The organism is Streptomyces sp. NPDC003697, assembly GCF_053587115.1.
Map to the genome: position 1 here is coordinate 1 of NZ_JBSFNN010000102.1, position 21,155 is coordinate 21,155.

Genomic DNA, 21,155 nt, shown 5'->3' on the forward strand with positions numbered 1-21,155 from the left:
TCGGTGTTTCCGACTCTATCAGATCTTCCCGATCCGATTTCCTCGGCGCTTTCCAGGTTCCCGCATCCGCGTTTCCCTTTCCGGCGACTCCGACTTTATCAGGCGTTTTCCCTGTCTCCGACCACCGTCCTGCGGGCACGCAGAAGGGATCCCGAGATAGGATTCTGACAAAGTTGGATGCCTGACGGGTGGAAGCGCCACTGACGCTCCCCAAGCTCCGGCAGGACTAGCGACTGTACACGCGGCGGCGCATGCCGTGCAAATCGACGTATGGCGCGCGGGTGGTCTAGACCACTGTTCGGTGGTGGCATACCCTGCTCCACAGCGGGCCGTCCGGGACAGGCGGTGGCGGCCCTTATGCATCTCCACCCCCTGGGAGGTCCCATGACCACCGTGACGTCCCCGCTGGCCGGACGTGCCGTCGGACTGGCCGCCGTGCCGGACCCTGTCTTCTCCGGAGCCATGGTCGGTCCCGGTACGGCGATCGATCCGGTCCGGGAACCCTCCGAGGCCGTGGCGCCCGTCGGCGGAGTCGTCGTCTCGCTGCATCCCCACGCCTTCGTGGTGGTGGACGACGAGGGGCACGGCGTGCTCACCCACCTCGGCATCGACACCGTCCAGCTCAACGGCGAGGGTTTCGAGCTGCTCGTGGCCAAGGGTGACACCGTGAGGCGCGGCCAGGCCGTCGTGCGCTGGAACCCGGCCGCCGTCGAGGCCACCGGCAAGTCCCCCGTGTGCCCCGTCGTGGCGCTGGAGGCCACGGCCGACTCCCTCTCCGACCTCCGGGCCGACGGCGACGTGAAGGCCGGCGACAGTCTCTTCTCCTGGGAGTGACCCCATCGCCGTCGGACGACGGCGTTCAGAACGACCATCGCGGCGGCGTCACCCGCCGCACTACCGGAGACGGGTGAGATGGAGACAACGCTGCGAGGCGTCGGTGTGAGCCACGGAGTGGCCATCGGCGAGGTTCGGCACATGGGAACGGCGGTGCTGGAGCCGCCTGCCAAGCAGATCCCGGTGGACGAGGCGGAGCGTGAACAGGGGCGCGCCCGGCAGGCCGTGGAGGCCGTCGCGGCCGATCTGACGGCGCGCGGCAACCTGGCGGGCGGTGAGGCACAGGCGGTACTCGAGGCGCAGGCCATGATGGCGCAGGACCCCGAACTGGCCGCGGACGTCGACCGGCGCATCGCCGTCGGCAGCACGGCCGAACGCGCGGTGTACGACGCCTTCGCCGCGTACCGGGATCTGCTGGCGGGGGCCGGTGAATACCTCGCGGGCCGGGTGGCCGACCTCGACGACGTGCGGAACCGCATCGTCGCGCGGCTCCTCGGCGTGCCGATGCCGGGTGTGCCGGACAGTGACGAGCCGTATGTCCTGGTGGCGCGCGACCTCGCTCCGGCGGACACGGCGCTGCTCGACCCGGCACTCGTGCTCGGCTTCGTCACCGAGCAGGGCGGCCCGACGAGCCACAGCGCCATCCTGGCGCGAGCGCTCGGCGTGCCGGCCGTGGTGGCTCTCCCGGGGGCCGGCGAGCTGGCCGAGGGAACGGTGATCGCCGTCGACGGCAGCACCGGCGAGATCTTCGTGAACCCCGGTGAGGAGCGAAAGGCCCGGCTGGAGGCCGAGGCCGCGCAGCGCCGGGCCGCGCTGGCGAAGACGACCGGGCCGGGCGCCACCTCGGACGGCCACAGGGTGCCGCTGCTGGCCAATATCGGAGGGCCCGCGGATGTCGCCGCGGCGGTCGAGGCGGGCGCCGAGGGCGTCGGTCTGTTCCGCACCGAGTTCCTGTTCCTGGACGACGACAAGAAGGCGCCGTCCGAGGAGAAGCAGGTGGCGGCGTACCGGCAGGTGCTGGAGGCCTTCCCCGGCAGGCGGGTCGTCGTGCGCGTGCTCGACGCCGGCGCGGACAAGCCGCTGGACTTCCTGACGCCGGCCGACGAGCCGAACCCGGCTCTGGGCGTGCGGGGTCTGCGGACGTTGCTCGACCACCCCGAGGTCCTGCGCACGCAGCTGTCGGCGCTCGCCAAGGCGGCGGAGGACCTGCCGGTGCAGCTCGAGGTGATGGCCCCGATGGTCGCCGACCGGGCCGACGCGAGAGCGTTTGCCGACGCCTGTCGTGCGGCGGGGCTGCGGGCGAAGTTCGGCGCGATGGTGGAGGTTCCGTCCGCCGCTCTGCGCGCGCGGTCGCTCCTGCGGGAGGTCGAGTTCCTGTCGCTGGGAACCAATGACCTCGCGCAGTACACCTTCGCCGCGGACCGTCAGGTGGGCGCGGTGTCGCGGCTGCAGGATCCGTGGCAGCCGGCCCTGCTCGACCTGGTGGCGCTGTCGGCGGAGGCGGCCAAGGCCGAGGGCAGGAGCTGCGGTGTGTGCGGCGAGGCCGCGTCCGACCCGCTGCTCGCGTGTGTGCTGACCGGTCTGGGTGTCACCTCCCTGTCCATGGGTGCGGCGTCGCTTCCCTATGTTCGGGCGACGCTGGCCAAGTATTCGCTGGCGCAGTGCGAGCGTGCGGCGGCGGCGGCGCGGGCCGCGGACAGCGCGGAGGAGGCGCGCGGCGCCGCCCAGGCGGTGCTGTCCGGCGAGTAGCCGGAGAGGTGCGGCCGCCGGCTGCTGCTGGGGGCGCTCCGCCGGGCGGGCGGGGCGCCCCCTTCTTGCGCGCCCGGTCGGTATGCCCCCGCGTGCCACCTGCCCGGGTCTCAGTGCCGGTGTCCGGCTGTGCCTCCTTCCTGTCCGAGGTCCGGCGGTACGCCGTAGTCGACGCCGGATTCCGGTGGGATCGGGTCGCCGGACTCCGCGTCGGTGCAGTAGGCGTCGAAGACCTCGCCCGCGGTGAGGGGTTCCAGCCCGTCGCCGCGCAGGCGCCAGCCGTAGACACGGTCCGCGGTGCCGGGGGCGCTGGTGCGCATGACGAGTCCGCCGGGGCTCGCCGTGGCGATGCCGAGCGCGAGGACCGTGGTGAATTCGAGGGCCTCGGCCTCGTCCGGCTGTACGGCGCCGCTGTCGTCCTCGTCGGCGTGGAGGACGGCGAGGAGGGTCTCTGGGCTGGTCGAGACGCTGCAGACCAGGTGCCGGTCGCCCGGTGGGGCCGTGTCGAGGATACGGGTGAGGAGGTCGGCGGCGCGGGTGAACGCGGCGCGGCCGATGTCCTCGCCGCAGGACGCGCAGGGGCCGAGCCGGGCCAGCAGTGTGGCGGCGTACTCCCAGGTGGCCTGGCGGATCGCCGTGTCGACGAGGTCGGGGACGAGTGCGGTGAGGGGCCGGCCGTCGTACGGGAGGCTGGGTCCCGTGGTGGCGAGGTGGGCGGTGTAGCGGGTGCGGCTGGCGGGGGCGTCGGGGTCGAGGCCGGTGTCGGTGCAGTACTCGGCGTATTCGCGGGGGTCGAACAGGGCCACCGTGGTGTGGCCGCCCCGGGCGGCTCGGCTCTTGAGTTCGGCTTCCACCTGTCGCAGGTACGCGGTGTGGTCGTCGAAGGTGAAGCTGCGGTAGCGCCGCATGGCGCGGAAGTCCTGCTCGTCGGTGAGCAGGCCGATGGTGCCCGCGATCTCGCGGCGCAGGACGCGCCGCATCGTCCGGTGGTCGGTGTGCGCCATGTTTCCCCCTGTGTGCGCAGTCGATCAGTGCTCACTCACCGTAACCGGCGGCACTGACAGCGCTGTGCGGGTGGGGCGGGCGCGGACCGTGCGGTGCCGGGGCCGGACCCGGACTCGTCGGTGTGCTCGGCGAGTCAGGGGCCGGCCCAGGCGGACGACCGCGGCGCTCAGGCGCGCTTGCGGGCCAGGTCCTCGTAGAAGCGCAGCAGTTCGAGATCGTCGATCGAGCCGGGGTTGACCGCCTTCTCCAGCGGAGTGCCCTGCAGGAGGCGCTTGACCGGGACCTCGATGCGCTTCCCGGTGAGGGTGTGCGGCACGCCGGGGACCTCGATGACCTCGTCGGGGACGTGCCGCGGCGAGAGTTGTTCGCGCAGGGTCCGCTTGATGCGGTCCAGCAGGGCGTCGTCGAGGACGGCGCCGGGGACCAGGTGCACGAAGAGGGGCATCCAGTAGCCGCCGTCGGGCTCTTCGATGCCGACGACGAGGGACTCCCTGATCTCGGGCAGGCGCTCGACGGCCTCGTAGATGTCGGCCGAACCCATCCGCACGCCCTGGCGGTTGAGCGTGGAGTCGGACCGCCCGTGGATGATCACGGAGCCGCGGGAGGTGAGGGTGATCCAGTCGCCGTGGCGCCACACGCCCGGGTACATGGCGAAGTAGCTGTCGTGGTAGCGGCTGCCGTCGGGGTCGTTCCAGAAGTGGATCGGCATCGAGGGCATGGGGTTGGTGACGACGAGTTCGCCGACCTCGTCCGCCAGGGGGGCGCCGCCGGGGTCCCAGGACTGCAGGTCGGTGCCCAGGCACGGGGCCTGGAGCTCGCCGATGTGGACCGGCAGGGTGGGCACGGCCCCGGCGAAGCAGGAGCACACGTCGGTGCCGCCGCTGACCGAGGCGATCCACAGGCCGTCGCCGACCTCGTCGTGCAGCCACTGGAAGCCGTCGGGCGGCAGGGGCGACCCGGTGGTGGCGACGCACTGCACCCGGGACAGGTCGAAGTCGCGCGACGGGTGCACGCCCGCCTTGCGGCAGGCCATGACGTAGGCGGCCGAGGTGCCGTACAGGGTGGTCCCGGTGCGCTCGGCGACCCGCCACTGGGCGCCCGTGTCGGGGTAGCCGGGGCTGCCGTCGTACAGCACGATCGTCGTCCCGGTGAGCAGGCCGGAGACGAGGAAGTTCCACATCATCCAGCCGGTCGACGTGTACCAGAAGAAGCGGTCCTCGGGGCCGAGGTCGCAGTGCAGGCCGAGTTGCTTGAGGTGTTCCAGCAGGATGCCGCCCTGGGACTGGACGATGGCCTTGGGCAGGCCCGTCGTGCCGGAGGAGTACAGCACCCACAGCGGATGGTCGAAGGGGACCTGCTCGAAGTCGGGCTCCGCTTCGGCGGAGGTCAGGGCCGACCAGTCCAGGGCGCCCTCGGGTGCGGCGGTGCCCAGCAGGGGGATGTGGACGACGGCGCGCAGCGTGGGCAGCTCGCGGCGCAGTTCGGCGACGACCTCGCGGCGGTCGTGTTCCTTGCCGCCGTAGCGGTAGCCGTCGACGGTGAACAGGACGACCGGCTCGACCTGCTGGAAGCGGTCGAGGACGCTGCGGGCGCCGAAGTCGGGGGCGCAGGAGGTCCAGACCGCGCCGACGGCGGCCGTGGCCAGGAGGGCGACGACGGCCTGCGGGATGTTGGGCAGGTAGCCGCTGACGCGGTCGCCCAGGCGTACGCCGACGGCCCGCAGTTCGGCCGCGAGGGAGCCCACCTGGCGGCGCAGCTCTGACCAGGTCACCGGGCGCGGCTCGTGCGTTTCGTCGACGTACAGCAGGGCGGGCGCGTCCGGGCGGGTGGCCGCGGCTCGCAGGGCGTGCTCGGCGTAGTTGAGGGTCGCGCCGGGGAACCACTGCGCGCCGGGCATCGTGCGGTCGCCCAGGACGCGTGCGCAGGGCGTCGAGAACCGGACGTCGAACCACTGGGCCACGGCCTGCCAGAAGGTGTCCAGCTCGTCGACCGACCAGCGGTGCAGGGCCGCGTAACCGCCGTCGGCCGGCGCTCCGTGGTGTTCGGCGGCCCAGGCCTGGAACTTGGTGATCTGCGCCTGGGCGATGCGTGCCGGATCGGGCTGCCACAGGGGCAGGGGCTTCTCGGTCGACATGGGGCGGCTCCCGGACTGTACGCGTCGTGTGCGTCGGTCGCGCACGAGCGGGGTGTGCGCGTGACGCGGCTGACAGGGACGATGCCACGTGATCGATTTCCGCACCAGGGCGCACCGCACATAGTCCCCGCCGTGAGGATGTGGCCCGGCCACGGATGAACGGTAGTTGAACGGCACACCCCGGGCGCGCCGGCAATGGCAGGGTGAGCAGCATGGACGGTCGTGGCCTGGTGCGTTCGGTGAAGGCGGTCGGTTCGGCGGGGGCGGCTCTGGGGGTGCGCACCGTACGGGCGGCGTGGCGCAGGCGGCGCGCCGACGCCGCGGGCCTGGCTCCGCGTGGGGCCGAACGGGCACGGGTGCCCGGCCCGGTGCGGGACGCGGAGCCCGGGCCGGGCGGCGGCGTGATGCGGTTCGCCCGCTCGGAGCTGCGGATCATGGTCGCGATGAACGGGGCCGTCTTCTGGGCGTGGGACGGGGCCGGGTCCGGGCCGTCGTACGCGCTCGCGGATCCCCGCCCCGAGCCGGATCCGCGGGCGGTGCTGGAGCCGGACAAGGACGGCGGCTGGCGGGTCGTGGCCGAGCGGGTCACGGTGGCCGTGTCCCGGCACGGGGCGATCGAGGTGCGCACGCCGGGCGGGGTGACGCTGCGGCGGGATCTGCCGCCCCGGTGGTGGGAGCCGACGGGTGGGGGCCCGGCGCGGTGGATGCAGCGGTCGCAGGTGGCGGCCGACGCGCGGTTCTTCGGTCTGGGCGGACGGGTGTCGGGGCCCCGGCTGCGCGACGGCACCTACCGGCTGTGGAACACCGCTCCCGGGCGCGCGCCCGGATCGGGCGATGCCCCGCCGTACCTCACCATGCCCCTGCAACTGGTCGTGGCCGACGCGGGCACGCACCTGGTGTTCCACGACAGCTCCTGGGACGGCACGCTGGCCCTGCGGGAGGGACAGGAGGGGGCCGGTTCGGGGCACGACCGGGCCGGGTCGTGCGAGCTGAGGATGGACGGCGGGCCGCTGCGCTGCTGGGTGGTGGTCGGCACTCCCGCGCGCGTGCTGGCGACCTGGTCAGCGCTGACCGGTCCGGCGGCAGTGCCGCCCGCGTGGGCGCTGGGCCACCATCATCTGCGGTGCGGCCCGGGCGGTGAGCGGGAGGTGCGCCGGATCGTCGCGGGACACCGGGAACGCGGTCTTCCGCTGGACGCCGTGCACCTGGGTGCCGAGCACCAGGACGGGTGCCGGACGTTCGGCGTCGACCAGGAGCGCTCCCCCGGGCTGCCGGTGCTCGCCGACGAGCTGCGCCGGGACGGCATCCGGCTGGTGTCCGCCGTCGAACCGGCGGTGCGGGCCGTTCCGGGCCATGCCGTGTACGACGGCGGGACCGCGCGGGACGCCTTCGTGCGGGACCCGTCCGGCCGGCTCGTCCGCGGGGCCGTAGGGCCGGGTGAGGCGGTCTTCCCCGACTTCACGGACGCGCGTGTGCGTGCGTGGTGGGGCGGGCTGTACGCGGAGCGGCTGGCGCAGGGCTTCTCGGGCTTCTGGCACGACCCGGACGAGCCCACGTCCTTCGCCGCCTTCGGCGGGCCGGCACTGCCGCGGTCCGCCCGCCACTGCCTGGAGGGCCGGGGCGGCGACCATCGCGAGGCCCACAACGTGTACGCCCTGTGCATGGCCGCGGCGGCGTACGAGGGGCTGCGGACGCTGCTGCCGCAGGAGCGGCCGTTCGTGTCCTCGCGGTCGGGGTGGGCCGGGATGCAGCGGTACGCGGGTGCGTGGCCGGGGGACGTCGGCGCGGGCTGGCCGGCGCTGCGGGCTTCACTGTCGTCGGTCGTGGGTCTGGGACTGTGCGGGGTGCCGTTCTCGGGGGCCGATGCCGGCGGGCTCGACGGGACCGCCTCCTCGGAGCTGTACGTGCGCCGGTGGCAGCTGGGGGCCTATCTGCCGCTGTTCCGGACCCGCTCGGGTGGGCGCGGGGGGCGCCGGGAGCCGTGGCGATGCGGCCCGGAGGTGCTGGAGCACCTGCGCGGGGCGCTGCTGGAGCGCCGCCGCCTATCGCCGTACTTCGCCACGCTGGCCCATCTGGCGCGGCGCACGGGGGCGCCCATGGTCCGGCCGCTGTGGTGGGGCGCGCCGGAGGACCGCGCGCTGCGGGACTGTGAGGACGCCTTCCTGCTCGGGGACTGCCTGCTGGTGGCGCCGGTGCTGGGTCCCGGTACCGGGCGGCGCGCGGTGCGGCTGCCGCGGGGCCGCTGGTACGACACGGCGACGGAGCGGGCCTACGAGGGGCCGTCGCAGGTGCTGGTCGACGCCCCGCTGTCGCGGATCCCGGTGCTCGTGCGGGCGGGTGCCGTCCTCCCGGTGCGGGGTGGGGACGGGGGCCTGGAGCTGGAGGTGTGGGCGCCCGCGCGGGGCCGCACCGGCGGCGGTGCGGTGGTGCGGGACGCGGGGGACGGCTGGGACGAGCCGGAGATCGAGCACTACGCCGTCCGCTGGCGGGACGGCCGCCTGGTCGTCGAACGGGAACGGGAGGACGGCGCCGGCGCGCCGCCCTGTCCGGTGCGCGTACGAGGCCGTGGCGGGGACCGCGCTCAGACGTAGCGGCCCTCGAACCAGGCCCGGACGGCCAGCGTGTGGAGCGGGAAGGCGAGTTCCTCGGGCCGGCGCAGCAGGTGCCGGCCCGCTGTCTCGTCCGTGGCCGCGGACGGCGGCAGGCCCTCGGCGGGGCGTTCGGGCAGAAGCCCGAAGAGCAGCAGGTGCCCGTCGGGAGAGCTCATCGCGTCGGCGAGCCGCACGTCGCGGCTCGCCGCCTCGATGCCCGTCTCCTCCCGCAGTTCGCGGACGACGGCCTGCCGCCAGTCCTCACGGTCGTCGATGTATCCGCCCGGCAGTGCCGTGCCCCCACGCGCGGGGGCGATGGCGCGGGTGATGACGACCAGGCCGGTGCCCTGCGTGTCGTACACGGGCTGCAGGGCCACCGCGACCGGCAGCGGGTTGCGGTAGGCCACGGTTCCGCAGGCCGGGCAGGTGCGGGGCCAGCCCGTGACGCCGTCTCCGTAGGGTGCTCCGCAGCTGGAACAGTGGGAGTGCGGCGCGGAGTTGACGCTTGCGTGGTGGTTTTCGGACACGCGCGGGACTGTATCCGATCGCGGCAGGACGTTTTCGCTCAGGGCGCTCGGTGTCCGGCCGTGAGGGACGTCCGGCTCACGGGGAAGTCGAAGTACGTGTCCGGGTAGGGCTCGGGCTTGTAGGTGTAGTGCCACCACTCCTCGGCGAGGTTGACGAAGCCGAGCGCCTCCAGGGTGCTCTTGAGCAGCAGCCGGTTGGCTCGTTGCTGCCCCTGGACGCGGGGGTCGAGCGTGTGGGCGAGGGTGTCGAAGCAGTCGTAACCGGTGCCCATGTCCACCGAGTTGTCCGGGAAGCGTTCGGCCCGAGGCGCGTAGCAGGGCACCAGGGGCATGCGCGGAGTGTAGGGAGGGGTGGGCTTCGCGGGGAGCTTGACGAGGGTGAGGTCCATCGTCGAGCCGCGGCTGTGGCCGGACTTCTCCGCGATGTACCCGTCCTGGAACAGCCGGGTCTTGTCGACGTCCGGGTAGAACTCGCCCTTCATCCTCTGGTCGCCGAGGTCCTGCGCCCAGCGCACGAAGTGGTCGACGGCGCGCTGGGGCCGGTAGCAGTCGTACACCTTGAGCGTGTAGCCCCGGCGCAGCAGCTGCCGCTGCGCCTGGTGAAGCGCCTCGGCCGCGGGCCGGGTGAGGATGCACAGGGGCTGCCGGTAGCCGTCGACGCGTTCGCCGACGAAGTTGTGCGGGGTGAAGTAGCGGATCTCCTGGATGATCGTCGGATCGACGGTGCTCAGGGCGACGAAGTCCTGCGGGGCCCCGGGTTCGGGCGTGGCCTGCGCGGTGGCGGAGGCGGCGGTCACGGTCAGCAGGGCGGCGACGCCGGTGATCAGGCCGCGGACGGCACGGGTCAGTCGTGTCATGTCCCCTGCATCTATCAGGAACGGGTCCGGTCTGGGAACCGTCCCGGGGAAGTTCCGCGACGCGCGGTGCCCGGACCCGTGCGCCGCCGTACGTGCGCGCGCCTCGTCCGCCTCGCCCATCCCGAGCGGTTCCGGGACAATGATGGCCGAACCGGTACCAGGCGTCGGCAGCCCCGGCGCACCCCCGTCCCCAGCGTCGGCACGACTCGCCCGACCCCAGCCGTCCCCAGGATCCGAGAACCCGACCGCCCACCCGGCAGCGAACGATCACCAGCACGGTCGCGCTCGTCCTGCCGGTCCCCGCGGGCGGCCTCAGCACCGCAGTCTTCCGACCCTCGCCACCAAGGGGCGCAGCCATGACGGACAACGCCGAGAAGTACGTGGCGGCCATCGACCAGGGCACGACCTCGAGCCGCTGCATCGTCTTCGACCACAGCGGTGCCATCGTCGCCGTCGACCAGCGCGAACACCGCCAGATGTTCCCCAGACCGGGCTGGGTGGAGCACGACGCCACCGAGATCTGGTCCAAGGTGCAGGCGGTGGTGGCGGGCGCCGTCGCCAAGGCCGGGCTGCGCGCCGATCGGCTCAGCGCGCTCGGCATCACCAACCAGCGCGAGACGACCGTGCTGTGGGACCGCGCCACGGGCAAGCCCGTGCACAACGCGATCGTCTGGCAGGACACCCGCACCTCGGCACTGTGCCACGAACTCGCCGGATCCGAGGGGCAGGACCGTTTCCGCGATCGAACGGGTCTCCCGCTGGCCAGCTACTTCTCGGGACCCAAGGCCGTCTGGCTGCTGGACCACGTTCCCGGTCTGCGCGAACGGGCCGAGCGCGGTGAGATCGCCTTCGGCACGATCGACTCCTGGCTCATCTGGAAGCTCACCGGCGGTACCGACGGCGGGCAGCACGTCACCGACGTCACCAACGCCGGACGCACCCTGCTGATGAACCTGGAGACCCTCCAGTGGGACCCGTCGATCCTGTCCGCGATGAACATCCCCGAGGCGATCCTGCCCGAGATCAGGTCCTCCTCCGAGGTCTACGGCACGGCCGTCGGCCAGCTCGCCGGGGTGCCCGTGGCCTCGGCCCTCGGCGACCAGCAGGCGGCCGTGTTCGGGCAGGCCTGCTACGACGTGGGCGACGCCAAGAACACCTACGGCACCGGCAGCTTCCTGCTGCTGAACACCGGCAACCGGCCCGTGCCGTCGAAGAGCGGCCTGCTCACCACCATGGGCTACAAGATCGGCGACCAGGCGCCGGTGTACTGCCTGGAGGGCTCCATCGCGATCACGGGCGCGCTGGTGCAGTGGTTCCGCGACCAGCTCGGGATCATCCGCACGTCGGACGAGATCGAGCCGCTGGCGGCGAGCGTCGAGGACAACGGCGGCGCCTACATCGTGCCCGCCTTCTCCGGTCTGTTCGCCCCGTACTGGCGGTCGGACGCGCGCGGGGTGATCACCGGCCTGACGCGGTACGTCACGAAGGCCCACCTGGCACGGGCGGTGCTCGAGGCCACCAGCTGGCAGACGCGCGAGGTCGTCGACGCCATGTACCAGGACTCCGGGGTGCGGCTCACCGCCCTCAAGGTGGACGGCGGCATGACGAAGAACAACCTGCTCATGCAGCACCAGGCGGATGTCCTGGACGTGCCGGTGATCCGCCCGAAGGTCTCCGAGACGACCTGCCTCGGCGCGGCGTACGCGGCCGGGCTCGCCACCGGGGTGTGGGACGACCTCGACGAGCTGAAGTCGCACTGGAAGCAGGACGCCGAGTGGACCCCGTCCATGGACCCCTCGGTCCGCGACCGCCAGTACCGCAAATGGCACAAGGCCGTGGAGAGGAGCTTCGGCTGGCTGGACGACGACGAATAGACGGCCCGCGGGTGCGCGTCCCCGGCGCCGGGCCGGTCGGGCGGGCGCCGCGCCGCTGCCCGTGCCCGGGCGGGGTACCGGCAGGCGCCGACTCTCAGGTGGAGAGGGCCTGGCGGCGGCCCGCCGCGTACGCCATCGCGTGCTGGACAACCCCGACCAGGACCTCCTTGACGGACTCGCGGTCGCGGGCGTCGCCCAGCACGAGCGGGACGTCGTCGTCGAGGTCGAGGGCCTGGCGGACCGCGTCCGCCGGGTAGCGCGGGGCGCCCTCGAAACAGTTCACGCCCACGACGAACGGGATGGAGCGCCGCTCGAAATAGTCGACGGCGGCGAAGCAGTCCTCCAGCCGGCGGGTGTCGGCGAGGACCACGGCGCCCAGCGCGCCCTCGGACAGCTCGTCCCACATGAACCAGAACCGCTCCTGCCCCGGCGTCCCGAACAGGTACAGCACCAGGTCCTCACGCAGGGTGATGCGCCCGAAGTCCATGGCCACGGTGGTGGTGCGCTTGCCCTCCACGCCGCTGACGTCGTCGACGGGGCGCCCGGCCTCGGTGAGCAGTTCCTCGGTGCGCAGCGGCTTGATCTCGCTGACCGCGCCGACGAGGGTCGTCTTGCCGACGCCGAAGCCGCCCGCCACGAGGATCTTGAGCGTGACGGGCTCGACCGGGGGCTTGCCGCGCTCAGAACGCCCGAAGATCATCGTTTCCTTCTCCTGCTCGATGGGATGCGGGTGGCGGCGGGCCGTAGCCTCCGCCACCTGGGGTTTCGACGACGAGTACGTCGCCCGGTCCGACGTCCGTCGCGTCGCTCGCGCCGAGCGCGACGACCGTGCCGTCCGCGCGCTCCACGCGGTTGGCGCCCAGCGCGCCGGGCTCGCCGCCGGCCATGCCGTAGGGCGGGACCCTGCGGTGCTGGCTCAGCGTGGAGACCGTCATGGGCTCCAGGAAGCGGATGCGGCGCACCGCGCCGTCGCCGCCGCGCCACCGTCCGGCGCCTCCGCTGCCGTGGCGGATGGCGAACTCCTCCAGCCGGACGGGCAGGCGCCATTCGAGGACTTCCGGGTCGGTGAGCCGGGAGTTGGTCATGTGCGTCTGCACCACGCTCGCACCGGCGAAGCCGTCACCCGCGCCGGATCCGGAGGCGACGGTCTCGTAGTACTGGTGGCGCTCGTTGCCGAAGGTGACGTTGTTCATCGTGCCGGAGCCCTCGGCCTGGACGCCGAGCGCCGCGTAGAGGGCACCGGTGATCGCCTGGGAGGTCTCCACGTTGCCCGCGACGACGGCGGCCGGCGGCTCGGGGGCCAGCATGGAGCCGGGCGGCACGATGATCGTCAGAGGCCGCAGACAGCCGTCGTTGAGCGGGATGTCGTCGGCGACCAGGGTGCGGAAGACGTACAGGACGGCGGCGTCGACCACGGAGCGGGGGGCGTTGAAGTTGGTGCCGAGCTGCGCCGAGGTACCGGTGAAGTCGACGGTCGCGCTGCGGTTGTCCCGGTCCACGCGCACACGCACCCGGATGACGGCGCCCGCGTCGGTCTCGTAGGCGTACTCGCCGTCGTCCAGGGCGTCGACGACGCGGCGCACGGCCTCCTCGGCGTTGTCCTGGACGTGCCGCATGTAGGCCTGCACGACGTCCGGGCCGAACTCCTCGATCATCCGCCCGACCTCGTCGACGCCCTTCTGGTTGGCCGCGATCTGGGCCCGCAGGTCGGCGAGGTTGGTCCGGGGGTTGCGGGAGGGGTAGGGGGCCTCGGTCAGGAGGCGGTGCGTCTCCTCCTCGCGGAAGCGGCCGCCCTCGGCGAGCAGCCAGTCGTCGAAGAGAACGCCCTCCTCCTCGATCGTGCGGCTGTCCGCCGGCATGGAGCCCGGGGCGGACCCGCCGATCTCGGCGTGGTGTCCACGCGAGGCGACGTGGAACAGGATGCGCTCGCCCCGCGCGTCGAAGACGGGGCTGACCACGGTGATGTCGGGCAGGTGGGTGCCACCGTGGTACGGGTCGTTGACCGCGTACGCGTGCCCGGGCCGCATCCGGGGGCCGCTGCGCCGGACGACCTCCTTGACGCTGGTGCCCATGGACCCGAGATGCACGGGGATGTGCGGGGCGTTGGCCACCAGGTTCCCGTCCGGGTCGAACAGGGCGCAGGAGAAGTCGAGGCGTTCCTTGATGTTGACCGACTGGGCCGTGGACTCCAGGCGGGCACCCATCTGCTCGGCGATCGACACGAACAGGTTGTTGAAGACCTCGAGGAGGACCGGGTCGGCCTCCGTGCCGGCCCGGGAACTCTCCGTAGTCGCCACGCGTTCCAGGACCAGATGGCCGCCGTCGGTCGCCTCGGCCCGCCAGCCGTCGTCCACGACGGTCGTCGCGCCGGCCTCCGTGATGATCGCGGGTCCGGTGACGGCCTGGCCGGGCGGAAGGTCCGTCCGGCGGTGGAGGGGGACGTCGTGCCAGGCGCCCCCGGTGTGGAGCCGGACGGGTTCCGGGCCGGCGGGCCGGCTGTCGCGGGCCGCTTCGTAGGGGGCGAGGGCGGACAGATCGGGGGGTTCGGTGAGGCCGGTGGCTTCGACGGAGAGGGCTTCGACGACGACGGGGCGGTCCAGTGTGAAGGAGTACGTGGCGCGATGGCGTTCCTCGAAGGCGCTCCGCATGGTGGCGGGCTCACTGAGGGACACGGTGAGGGCGGTGTCGGTGCCGTCGTAGCGGAGCTGGGCGCGCCGGGCGACGCGGATGCGCTCCTCGGGGACGTCCTCGGCGAGCAGTTCCGCGCGGGCCGCGCGCTCCAGGGCGTCGGCGGTCCTCAGCACACCCGGCATGGAGGCGGGTTCCAGGGGCGTCTCCACGGACTGCTCGCGCATGGCGGTGGTGTCGGCCAGGCCGATACCGAGGGCGGAGAGGACTCCGGCGAGCGGGGGCACGAGAACGGTGCGGATGCCGAGCGCGTCGGCGACCTTGCAGGCGTGCTGGCCGCCCGCTCCCCCGAAGGTGGTCAGGGCGTAGCGGGTGACGTCGTGTCCCTTCTGCACGGAGATCCGTTTGACGGCGTTGGCGATGTTGGTGACGGCGATCTGCAGATAGCCCTCGGCGACCTGCTCGGGGGTGCGGTCGTCGCCGGTGCGGTCGCGGATCTCGCGGGCGAGGGCGGTGAAGCGCTCACGGACCAGCGCCTCGTCCAGGGGCTGGTCGCCGTCGGGGCCGAAGACCCGGGGGAAGTGGGCCGCCTGGATGCGGCCGAGCACGACGTTGGCGTCGGTGACGGCCAGCGGGCCGCCGCCGCGGTAGCAGGCGGGCCCCGGATCGGCTCCCGCGGAGTCGGGACCCACCCGGTAGCGCGAGCCGTCGAAGCGCAGGACCGAGCCTCCGCCGGCCGCCACGGTGTGGATGTCGAGCATGGGGGCGCGCAGCCGGACACCGGCGATCTGCGTGGTGAAGACGCGTTCGTACCCGCCCGCGAAGTGGGAGACGTCCGTGGAGGTGCCGCCCATGTCGAAGCCGATGACGCGGTCGAAGCCGGCTCGCTGGGACATGCGGGCCATGCCGACGATGCCGCCCGCCGGGCCGGACAGGACGGCGTCCTTGCCGCGGAACTGGCCCGCCTCGGCGAGGCCGCCGTTGGACTGCATGAACATCAGCCGCACGCCGGGGAGCCGGCCGGCGACGTGCTGGACGTAGCGGCGCAGCACGGGCGACAGATAGGCGTCGACGACGGCGGTGTCCCCCCGGGGGACGAACTTCATCAGCGGGCTGGTCTCGGCGGACAGCGAGATCTGCGGGAAGCCGATCCGGGCGGCCAGCTCACCGACGGCCCGTTCGTGCGCGGGGTGGAGGTGGCTGTGCAGGAAGACCACGGCGACGGCGCGGATTCCGTCGTCGTACGCCTCGCGGAGGGGCCCCGCCAGAGCGTCCAGGTCGGGGGCGCGCAGCACGGTGCCGTCGGCGTCGATGCGCTCATCGGCCTCGACGACGCGCTCGTACAGCAGCTCGGGCAGGTCGATACGGCGGGCGAAGATGTGCGGGCGGTTCTGGTAGGCGATGCGCAGGGCGTCGCGGAAACCCCGGGTGACGACGAGGAGGGTGCGCTCGCCCCTGCGCTCCAGCAAGGCGTTGGTGGCGACGGTGGTGCCCATGCGGACGGACTCGACGGGTTCCGTACGGCCGCCGAGGAGTTCCCGTACTCCGGCGACGGCGGCGTCGGCGTACCGCGCGGGGTTGTCGGACAGCAGCTTGTGCGTCAGCAGGCAGCCGTCCGGGCGCCGCGCGACGATGTCGGTGAAGGTGCCGCCGCGGTCGACCCAGAACTGCCAGCCTGTCACGTCACTACCCCGCTTCCGCGCTGCTCACAGCGCACGCAGGCCGTTGATCACGTCGCGCAGGATACTCTCGTCCGGCAGCTCGGCCGGCGGCACCGGACGTGTCACGTGGACGTACTCCTCGTCCACGAGGTCGCCGACCAGCACCCGGACGACACCGACGGGGATGTCGAGCTCCGCGGCGAGTTCGGCCACCGACTGCGGGGTGTCCCGGCACAGTTCGACGATGCCCACGTGTTCCGGGGAAAGGGTCGGGTCCTCCTCCGGGTCGTCCACGTCGGGCTCGGTGAGGACCACCGCGATCAGGTCGAGGCGGTGCTGGGCCGCATGGCTGGTGCGGCCCCGCGTCATGGCGTACGGACGTACCACCGGTCCGGCCTCGTCGTCGAACCAGTGACTTCGTCCCTGACCGTCTGCGCTCATGTCGTCCCACTACCCGCCGGAGGACAGATCGGTGCGCGGAGCGGCGCCGAGATGCACACCGACCCGCTTGACCAGGAGCGTCATCTCGTACGCCACCTGGCCCACGTCCGAGTCGGCGTCCGACAGGACGGCGAGGCAGCTGCCGTCGCCGGCGGCGGTGACGAACAGGAAGGCGTCGTCGAGTTCGACCACCGTCTGCCGGACACTGCCCGCCTCGAAGTGGCGTCCGACGCCCTTGGCGAGGCTGTGGAAGCCGGAGGCCACGGCGGCCAGGTGCTCACTGTCCTCCCGCGTCAGGTCCTTGGACACGCCCGTCGGCAGGCCGTCCCCGGAGAGCACGACGGCCTTGCGGATGCTGGCGACACGCTCCACGAGGTCGTCGAGGAGCCAGTTGAGCTCCTTCCTGTCGGTCGCGGTGTGGCCGGTCGCCTTCGGTGCGGTCATCGACCGTCCCCCTCTGTCGTTCCCTGTGCTGTGCCGCCCCGGGCGTCGTCGCCCGCGGCGTTCTCCTCACGGCCGCGCCGCCAGCCCCGCTGGAGCGAGGCCATCCGGCTGCGCACCTCCTCGGCGTCGCGGTCGACCGGGTCGGACCGGTCCTCGGTGCGCCGTTCGGAGCTGTTCCTCAGTTGCGGGGCGAGACTCGCCTGCCGCACACGCCGGGGCAGCGGCCCGGCGTCGGGTCCCGGCTCGCCCGGCGCGGTGGCACCGCGCCGGGCGTCCTCGTCCGGACGGTCCGCGGCGCGCCCGGTGGTGCGGGTGCGCCGGGGAAGGACCGGGGGCTCCTCCGCCCGCCCGGCGGGGGCCGGGGAGGCGTCGTGTCCACCGCCGCGGCCCGCTCCCGCGCCGGCTTCCCTCGCGGGCGTCTCCCCGCGCCGGCGGGCCGGCAGCGGGGCGGCTTCCTGCGGCTCCTGCCCGGCCGGGCCCGGCGACGGCGCGCCGTTCGCGCCCTCGCGGCGGGACCGGCGCTCGCCGACCGGGCGCCCGTGCGAGCTGACCAGCTTGGGCGTGCGGCGCCGGGGCAGCGGGACCGGGCCCCCCTGCTCCTTGCCTGCGCCGGTGCGGTCCGGTCCGCCGCGCAGACCGGTCGCCTGCCGGTGGTCCGTGCCGGGGCGGGTCGCCGCGGCACCCGCCTCCGGGCCGCCGAGCAGGCGGCGCGGGCCGAACAGTGCGTCGTGCTCGCCGTCCTCGTCCCCGAGGGCGTCCGGGAAGCCGCCGAGGGCGTCGAGGTCGACGGGTGCCTCCAGCTCCACCGGCCCGTCCAGCAGCGACGCCGGCAGGCCGGGAAGCGGCACGGGCGTCTGGGGCAGGGCCGTCCTGCGGCTCTCCTTGAGGCCGGCTCCCTGCGCGGACCGCGCCGGGTCGAGGCGGAAGCCGAGGCCGTTGGTGTCGGGGACGTCGTCCGTCAGCAGCACGTCCGGGATGAAGACGACGGCGGTGGTGCCGCCGTACGGGGACGGCTGCAGCGAGACCCGGATGTTCTGCCGCTGGGCGAGCCGGCTGACCACGAACAGGCCGAGCCGGTCGGTGTCCGACAGTTCGAACTCCGCTGTCTCGGCGAGCCGGAGGTTGGCGTCCAGCAGGGCTTCGGCGGCCATGCCGAGGCCCCGGTCGTGGATCTCCAGGGTGAAGCCGTTGGCGACCCGTTCTCCGACGACCTGCACGGCCGTGTGCGGAGGGGAGAACACGGTCGCGTTCTCCAGGATCTCGGCCAGGAGGTGGGTGGTGTCGGCGACCGCCGGACCGGTGACCGCGACGCGCGGCAGCCGGCGGACCTCGATGCGTTCGTAGTCCTCCACCTCGGCGACGGCGGCGCGCACCACGTCCATCAGCTGCACGGGTTTGCGCCACTGCCGGGAGGGAGCAGCACCGGAGAGGATCACCAGGCCCTCGGCGTGCCGTCGCATGCGGGTGGTCAGGTGGTCGAGCCGGAACAGGTCGGCGAGTTCGTCGGTGTCCTCGGTGCGGCGTTCCATGGCGTCGAGGAGGGTGAGCTGCTTGTGCAGCAGGACCTGGCTGCGGCGGGCGAGGTTGACGAAGACCTCGGAGACCCCGGCACGGAGTTCGGCCTGTTTGACGGCGGCCTCGACGGCAGCCCGCTGCAGGGTGTTGAGGGCCTGACCGACCTCGCCGATCTCATTCCTGTCGAACCGCAGGCGTGGGACCTCGGTCTCCACGTCGACGTGTTCTCCGGCCGACAGCCGGCGCATCACGCTGGGCAGCCGGACCCCGGACGCCTCGTGGGCCTCCAGGCGCAGTTGGCGCAGGTCGCGGACGAGGCTGCGGCCGACGCGCACGGAGACGACCAGGGAGACCAGCAGCGCCACCAGGCCGAGGACGCCGACGAGGGCCGCCTCCACGATCACGCCCACGGCGACGGGGCGGACCCGGTCCTGGTAGCGGTCGGCCACCCGGTCGTCCAGAACGCGCAGGTCGTCGAGCACCGTCGCGGCCGCGGTGTCCCAGCTCTTGGCCGTGACGTCGCGGGGCGTGCCCGCCCCCGAGGAGACGACGGCGCGTTCGGCGGCCGTCAGCGGAGCGGTGCCGGCGTCCTTCCACAGGCCCTCGTACCGTTCCCGCTCCGAGGAGGGCAGCAGCGGCAGGTTGATGTCGTACAGCAGGGTGCGCTGGGCGATGAGGGCGGAGACGTCACGCACCTCGGTGCCGGAGAGCTTCCCGACGACCAGGGCCGAGCCGAGCAGGGCGTCCTCGCGGGAGAGCAGTTCGCGGGCGCGGGTGACGCCGACCAGGGCACGCGCCTGCTTGTCCAGTTCCACGTCGTCGATGCCGTCCAGGGCGGTGAGCAGCGCGAAGCACGGGTCGACCAGACGGTTGTAGAGATCGAGGGCCTGGGACCGGGAGACGGTGCCGCCCGCCACGCTGTCGCGCAGGGAGCCGAGGTCGTCCAGAGCGTCGAGGACGGCGGTGAGGTGCTGCGCGTCGTCCGCGTCCATGCCGTCCACGCCGTCCATCCCGTCCCGGACGCCGGAGTCGCCGGCCTTGCGGCGGAGGGCGGCCAGGGCGGTGTCGGTGGCGGTGCGGGTGCTGCGCAGCGCCGAGAGCGCGTCGGAGGTCCGCGGGTCGGCGAGGTAGACGAGCGTCTGGCGGCGTTCCTGCTGCAGCGCGCGGACGATGTCCTCGGTGGGATAGCCGACCTTCTCCACGATGGCCGTCACCTGGAACAGCCGGGTCGCCTCGCGTCCCGTGATCGCGCTTCCGAGCCCCCAGATCGCGGTGAGGGACACCAGCGGCACCAGCAGCAGCGCCACGATCTTCCTGCGGATGGACTTTCCGCGAAAGCGCATGGCCTCCCCCAGCTCGACCCCCGTGGGCAGGGGGTACGCATGTGCGTCAACAAACGGCGCGAGCCTACTACCGACGCACGGATAACTCGAAGAACCGTCCGGAGCCCGAACTTCCGCACCCGGGGCGCGCGAGGGGGAGTTGTCCCGCCATGGCGGGAGATGACGCCCCGGAAACCCGCCGCGCGGCGGACGGCCGGAAAGGTCCGGCGGACAGGGCCGGTTGGCGGGTTGGCCGGTTCTTTTCGCTGCTCGGGGAACTTCCTGACGCCTCGTTCGGTCCTTGTCTGTGAGGAATGGGGGCGGAACCGGTCACAGGAGCCGCATCCCGCACCTGGGGGGCGTACATCGGCCCGAGCCGGGCAGCCACTGGGAAGCGGGGTCTTCGGGCGTACCTGGGCGAGCGGTCTGCTGGCGGTGGGGAGTGACACGTTGATGGACACGGCGGAGCGGCGCGAGACGGCCGGTGACGGCGGGGTGGCAGGGATCGGCACGGCGCGGAGGGCGTCCGGGGCCTCCGGCCGCGGCGGTACGGCGGGAGAGGGCGGACCGGCCGCGTCGTACGGCGCCGGGACGGCGGCCGGCGAGCGGGGGCCGGCACACGCGGAGCATCGGGCCCGCAAGCCCTTGTGGGTCGAGGAACCGGCGCGCCGGCGCCGGATGCCGGACCCGGTGCGGGAGGCCGCCGTCCGGGCGGTACTGATCATCTCGGTGACGCTGATACAGGCGATGGTGGCGTTCCTGTGCACCATGGCCGGGGTGTGGCTGGCGTTGCCCATGGTCCTCGGCAGCGTGGCCGCCACCATCGTGGCCACATGGGCCGTGCTCGACGTGTGGGTGACCCGTCAGGTGTGGAACCAGCGCCACGGCGTGGTGTCGACGCCGAGCAGCACGGCCCGGGAGATGCGGCGCGAGCGGCGCCGCGTCCGGCGCCAGGGACGGGCGGCCGAGCGGGCGCGGGGCCGGATACGCCGACGGGGCGGCGCGGGTCAGCTGTCGCACCCCTGAGGACCGGCGACAGCCCGGGTACGGGGCCGGCGGGTGGACCTTCGGTGCCGATGCGTCGCCGGTCAGCACCCTGTGGCCGCCCAGGCGGTGGACCTCGGTGCGGACACGGCCGGCGAGCCTTCGGTGCGGTCACAGTCGGTCAGCACACCCGGCGACGGCCCGGGAGGTGAGTCTCCGGTGCGGGCATCGCCGGTCGGCACCGGTGCCGACCGGGGCGGTGGACGTTCGGTCCGGTCGCAGTCGGTCAGCACCGGCGAGGGCCCGGGAGGTGAGTCCTTGGTGCGGGCGCGTCCGTGAGCCGGCGCGCGCCGGGAAGAGCGGTGAGCGCGCGGGCCCGGTCGGCCGCGCCCGCGTTGGGGTAGCCGTGGTGTTCCGGGTGGCCGGGCCCTTCCCGCATCCGTCCGCCCCGCCCCGGACCCCTCTTCGGCCCACGGGGCCGTGAGCGCACGGCCGCCCCGGCCCGCCGGTGCGCGGCGGGACGACCAGCTCGCCCCTCTCGATGGACGCGTCCACGCCCGCCAGGACCGCGGCGAGCGCCGGCAGCCAC

Annotated in this window: 14 protein-coding genes; 5 read left to right on the forward strand and 9 right to left on the reverse strand. The window is 73.3% G+C overall.

Annotated features, from left to right (window positions below; translation table 11 throughout):
• The first annotated feature begins 384 nt into the window (after positions 1-384).
• Together ACWDNY_RS27965 and ptsP are read left to right on the forward strand one after the other, a co-directional pair.
• On the forward strand, positions 385-834 hold the full coding sequence (locus tag ACWDNY_RS27965) for a PTS sugar transporter subunit IIA (RefSeq protein ID WP_451648575.1): 450 nt from the start codon (positions 385-387) through the stop codon (positions 832-834).
• A gap of 78 nt (positions 835-912) precedes the next feature.
• Positions 913-2,583: a phosphoenolpyruvate--protein phosphotransferase gene (ptsP, locus tag ACWDNY_RS27970; protein ID WP_451648576.1), complete on the forward strand. Its 1,671-nt coding sequence runs from the start codon at positions 913-915 to the stop codon at positions 2,581-2,583.
• A gap of 110 nt (positions 2,584-2,693) precedes the next feature.
• Here ptsP and ACWDNY_RS27975 read toward each other — a convergent pair whose 3' ends face one another.
• Positions 2,694-3,587 (reverse strand): hypothetical protein, encoded by an 894-nt coding sequence (locus ACWDNY_RS27975; protein WP_451648577.1) that lies wholly within the window; start codon positions 3,585-3,587, stop codon positions 2,694-2,696.
• A gap of 167 nt (positions 3,588-3,754) precedes the next feature.
• Positions 3,755-5,722, reverse strand: coding sequence for an acetoacetate--CoA ligase (locus ACWDNY_RS27980; RefSeq protein ID WP_451648578.1), 1,968 nt, complete (start codon positions 5,720-5,722; stop codon positions 3,755-3,757).
• Between the two features lie 212 nt (positions 5,723-5,934).
• Between ACWDNY_RS27980 and ACWDNY_RS27985 the strand changes: the two genes are divergently transcribed.
• The gene (locus ACWDNY_RS27985) at positions 5,935-8,313 is read left to right on the forward strand and encodes a glycoside hydrolase family 31 protein (protein ID WP_451648579.1); all 2,379 of its coding nucleotides are present in this window, start codon (positions 5,935-5,937) and stop codon (positions 8,311-8,313) included.
• On the opposite strand, the gene ACWDNY_RS27990 is transcribed toward ACWDNY_RS27985, so the two are convergent.
• Together ACWDNY_RS27990 and ACWDNY_RS27995 are read right to left on the reverse strand one after the other, a co-directional pair.
• A complete protein-coding gene (locus tag ACWDNY_RS27990; protein WP_451648580.1) occupies positions 8,304-8,840 on the reverse strand; it encodes an NUDIX domain-containing protein in 537 nt (178 codons plus the stop codon). The two genes, ACWDNY_RS27985 and ACWDNY_RS27990, sit on opposite strands and share 10 nt — an antisense overlap.
• 38 nt (positions 8,841-8,878) lie before the next feature.
• Positions 8,879-9,697, reverse strand: coding sequence for a M15 family metallopeptidase (locus ACWDNY_RS27995; RefSeq protein WP_451648581.1), 819 nt, complete (start codon positions 9,695-9,697; stop codon positions 8,879-8,881).
• A 356-nt stretch (positions 9,698-10,053) separates the two neighbouring features.
• Here ACWDNY_RS27995 and glpK point away from each other — a divergent pair, with 356 nt between their 5' ends.
• The gene (glpK, locus tag ACWDNY_RS28000; RefSeq protein WP_451648582.1) at positions 10,054-11,571 is read left to right on the forward strand and encodes a glycerol kinase GlpK; all 1,518 of its coding nucleotides are present in this window, start codon (positions 10,054-10,056) and stop codon (positions 11,569-11,571) included.
• A gap of 94 nt (positions 11,572-11,665) precedes the next feature.
• Here glpK and ACWDNY_RS28005 read toward each other — a convergent pair whose 3' ends face one another.
• Genes ACWDNY_RS28005 through ACWDNY_RS28025 form a run of 5 tightly spaced genes read right to left on the reverse strand, consistent with a single transcriptional unit; the run spans position 11,666 to position 19,603 of the window.
• Positions 11,666-12,271, reverse strand: coding sequence for a GTP-binding protein (locus ACWDNY_RS28005; protein ID WP_451648583.1), 606 nt, complete (start codon positions 12,269-12,271; stop codon positions 11,666-11,668).
• A complete protein-coding gene (locus ACWDNY_RS28010) occupies positions 12,252-15,881 on the reverse strand; it encodes a hydantoinase B/oxoprolinase family protein (protein WP_451648584.1) in 3,630 nt (1,209 codons plus the stop codon). The genes ACWDNY_RS28005 and ACWDNY_RS28010 overlap by 20 nt, the downstream gene beginning before the upstream one ends.
• A 24-nt stretch (positions 15,882-15,905) precedes the next feature.
• Entirely contained in the window at positions 15,906-16,301 is a 396-nt protein-coding gene (locus tag ACWDNY_RS28015) for a DUF742 domain-containing protein (protein ID WP_451648585.1), read from the reverse strand.
• 9 nt (positions 16,302-16,310) lie between these two features.
• Complete coding sequence (locus ACWDNY_RS28020) at positions 16,311-16,745, reverse strand: roadblock/LC7 domain-containing protein (RefSeq protein ID WP_451648586.1); 435 nt, start codon at positions 16,743-16,745, stop codon at positions 16,311-16,313.
• Positions 16,742-19,603 (reverse strand): nitrate- and nitrite sensing domain-containing protein, encoded by a 2,862-nt coding sequence (locus tag ACWDNY_RS28025; protein WP_451648587.1) that lies wholly within the window; start codon positions 19,601-19,603, stop codon positions 16,742-16,744. Before ACWDNY_RS28025 ends, ACWDNY_RS28020 begins: the two co-directional genes overlap by 4 nt.
• Before the next feature lie 432 nt (positions 19,604-20,035).
• Here ACWDNY_RS28025 and ACWDNY_RS28030 point away from each other — a divergent pair, with 432 nt between their 5' ends.
• Positions 20,036-20,608 carry a hypothetical protein gene (locus ACWDNY_RS28030; RefSeq protein ID WP_451648588.1) on the forward strand — a complete coding sequence of 191 codons (573 nt, stop codon included), beginning with the start codon at positions 20,036-20,038 and terminating at the stop codon, positions 20,606-20,608.
• Positions 20,609-21,155 lie beyond the last annotated feature (547 nt).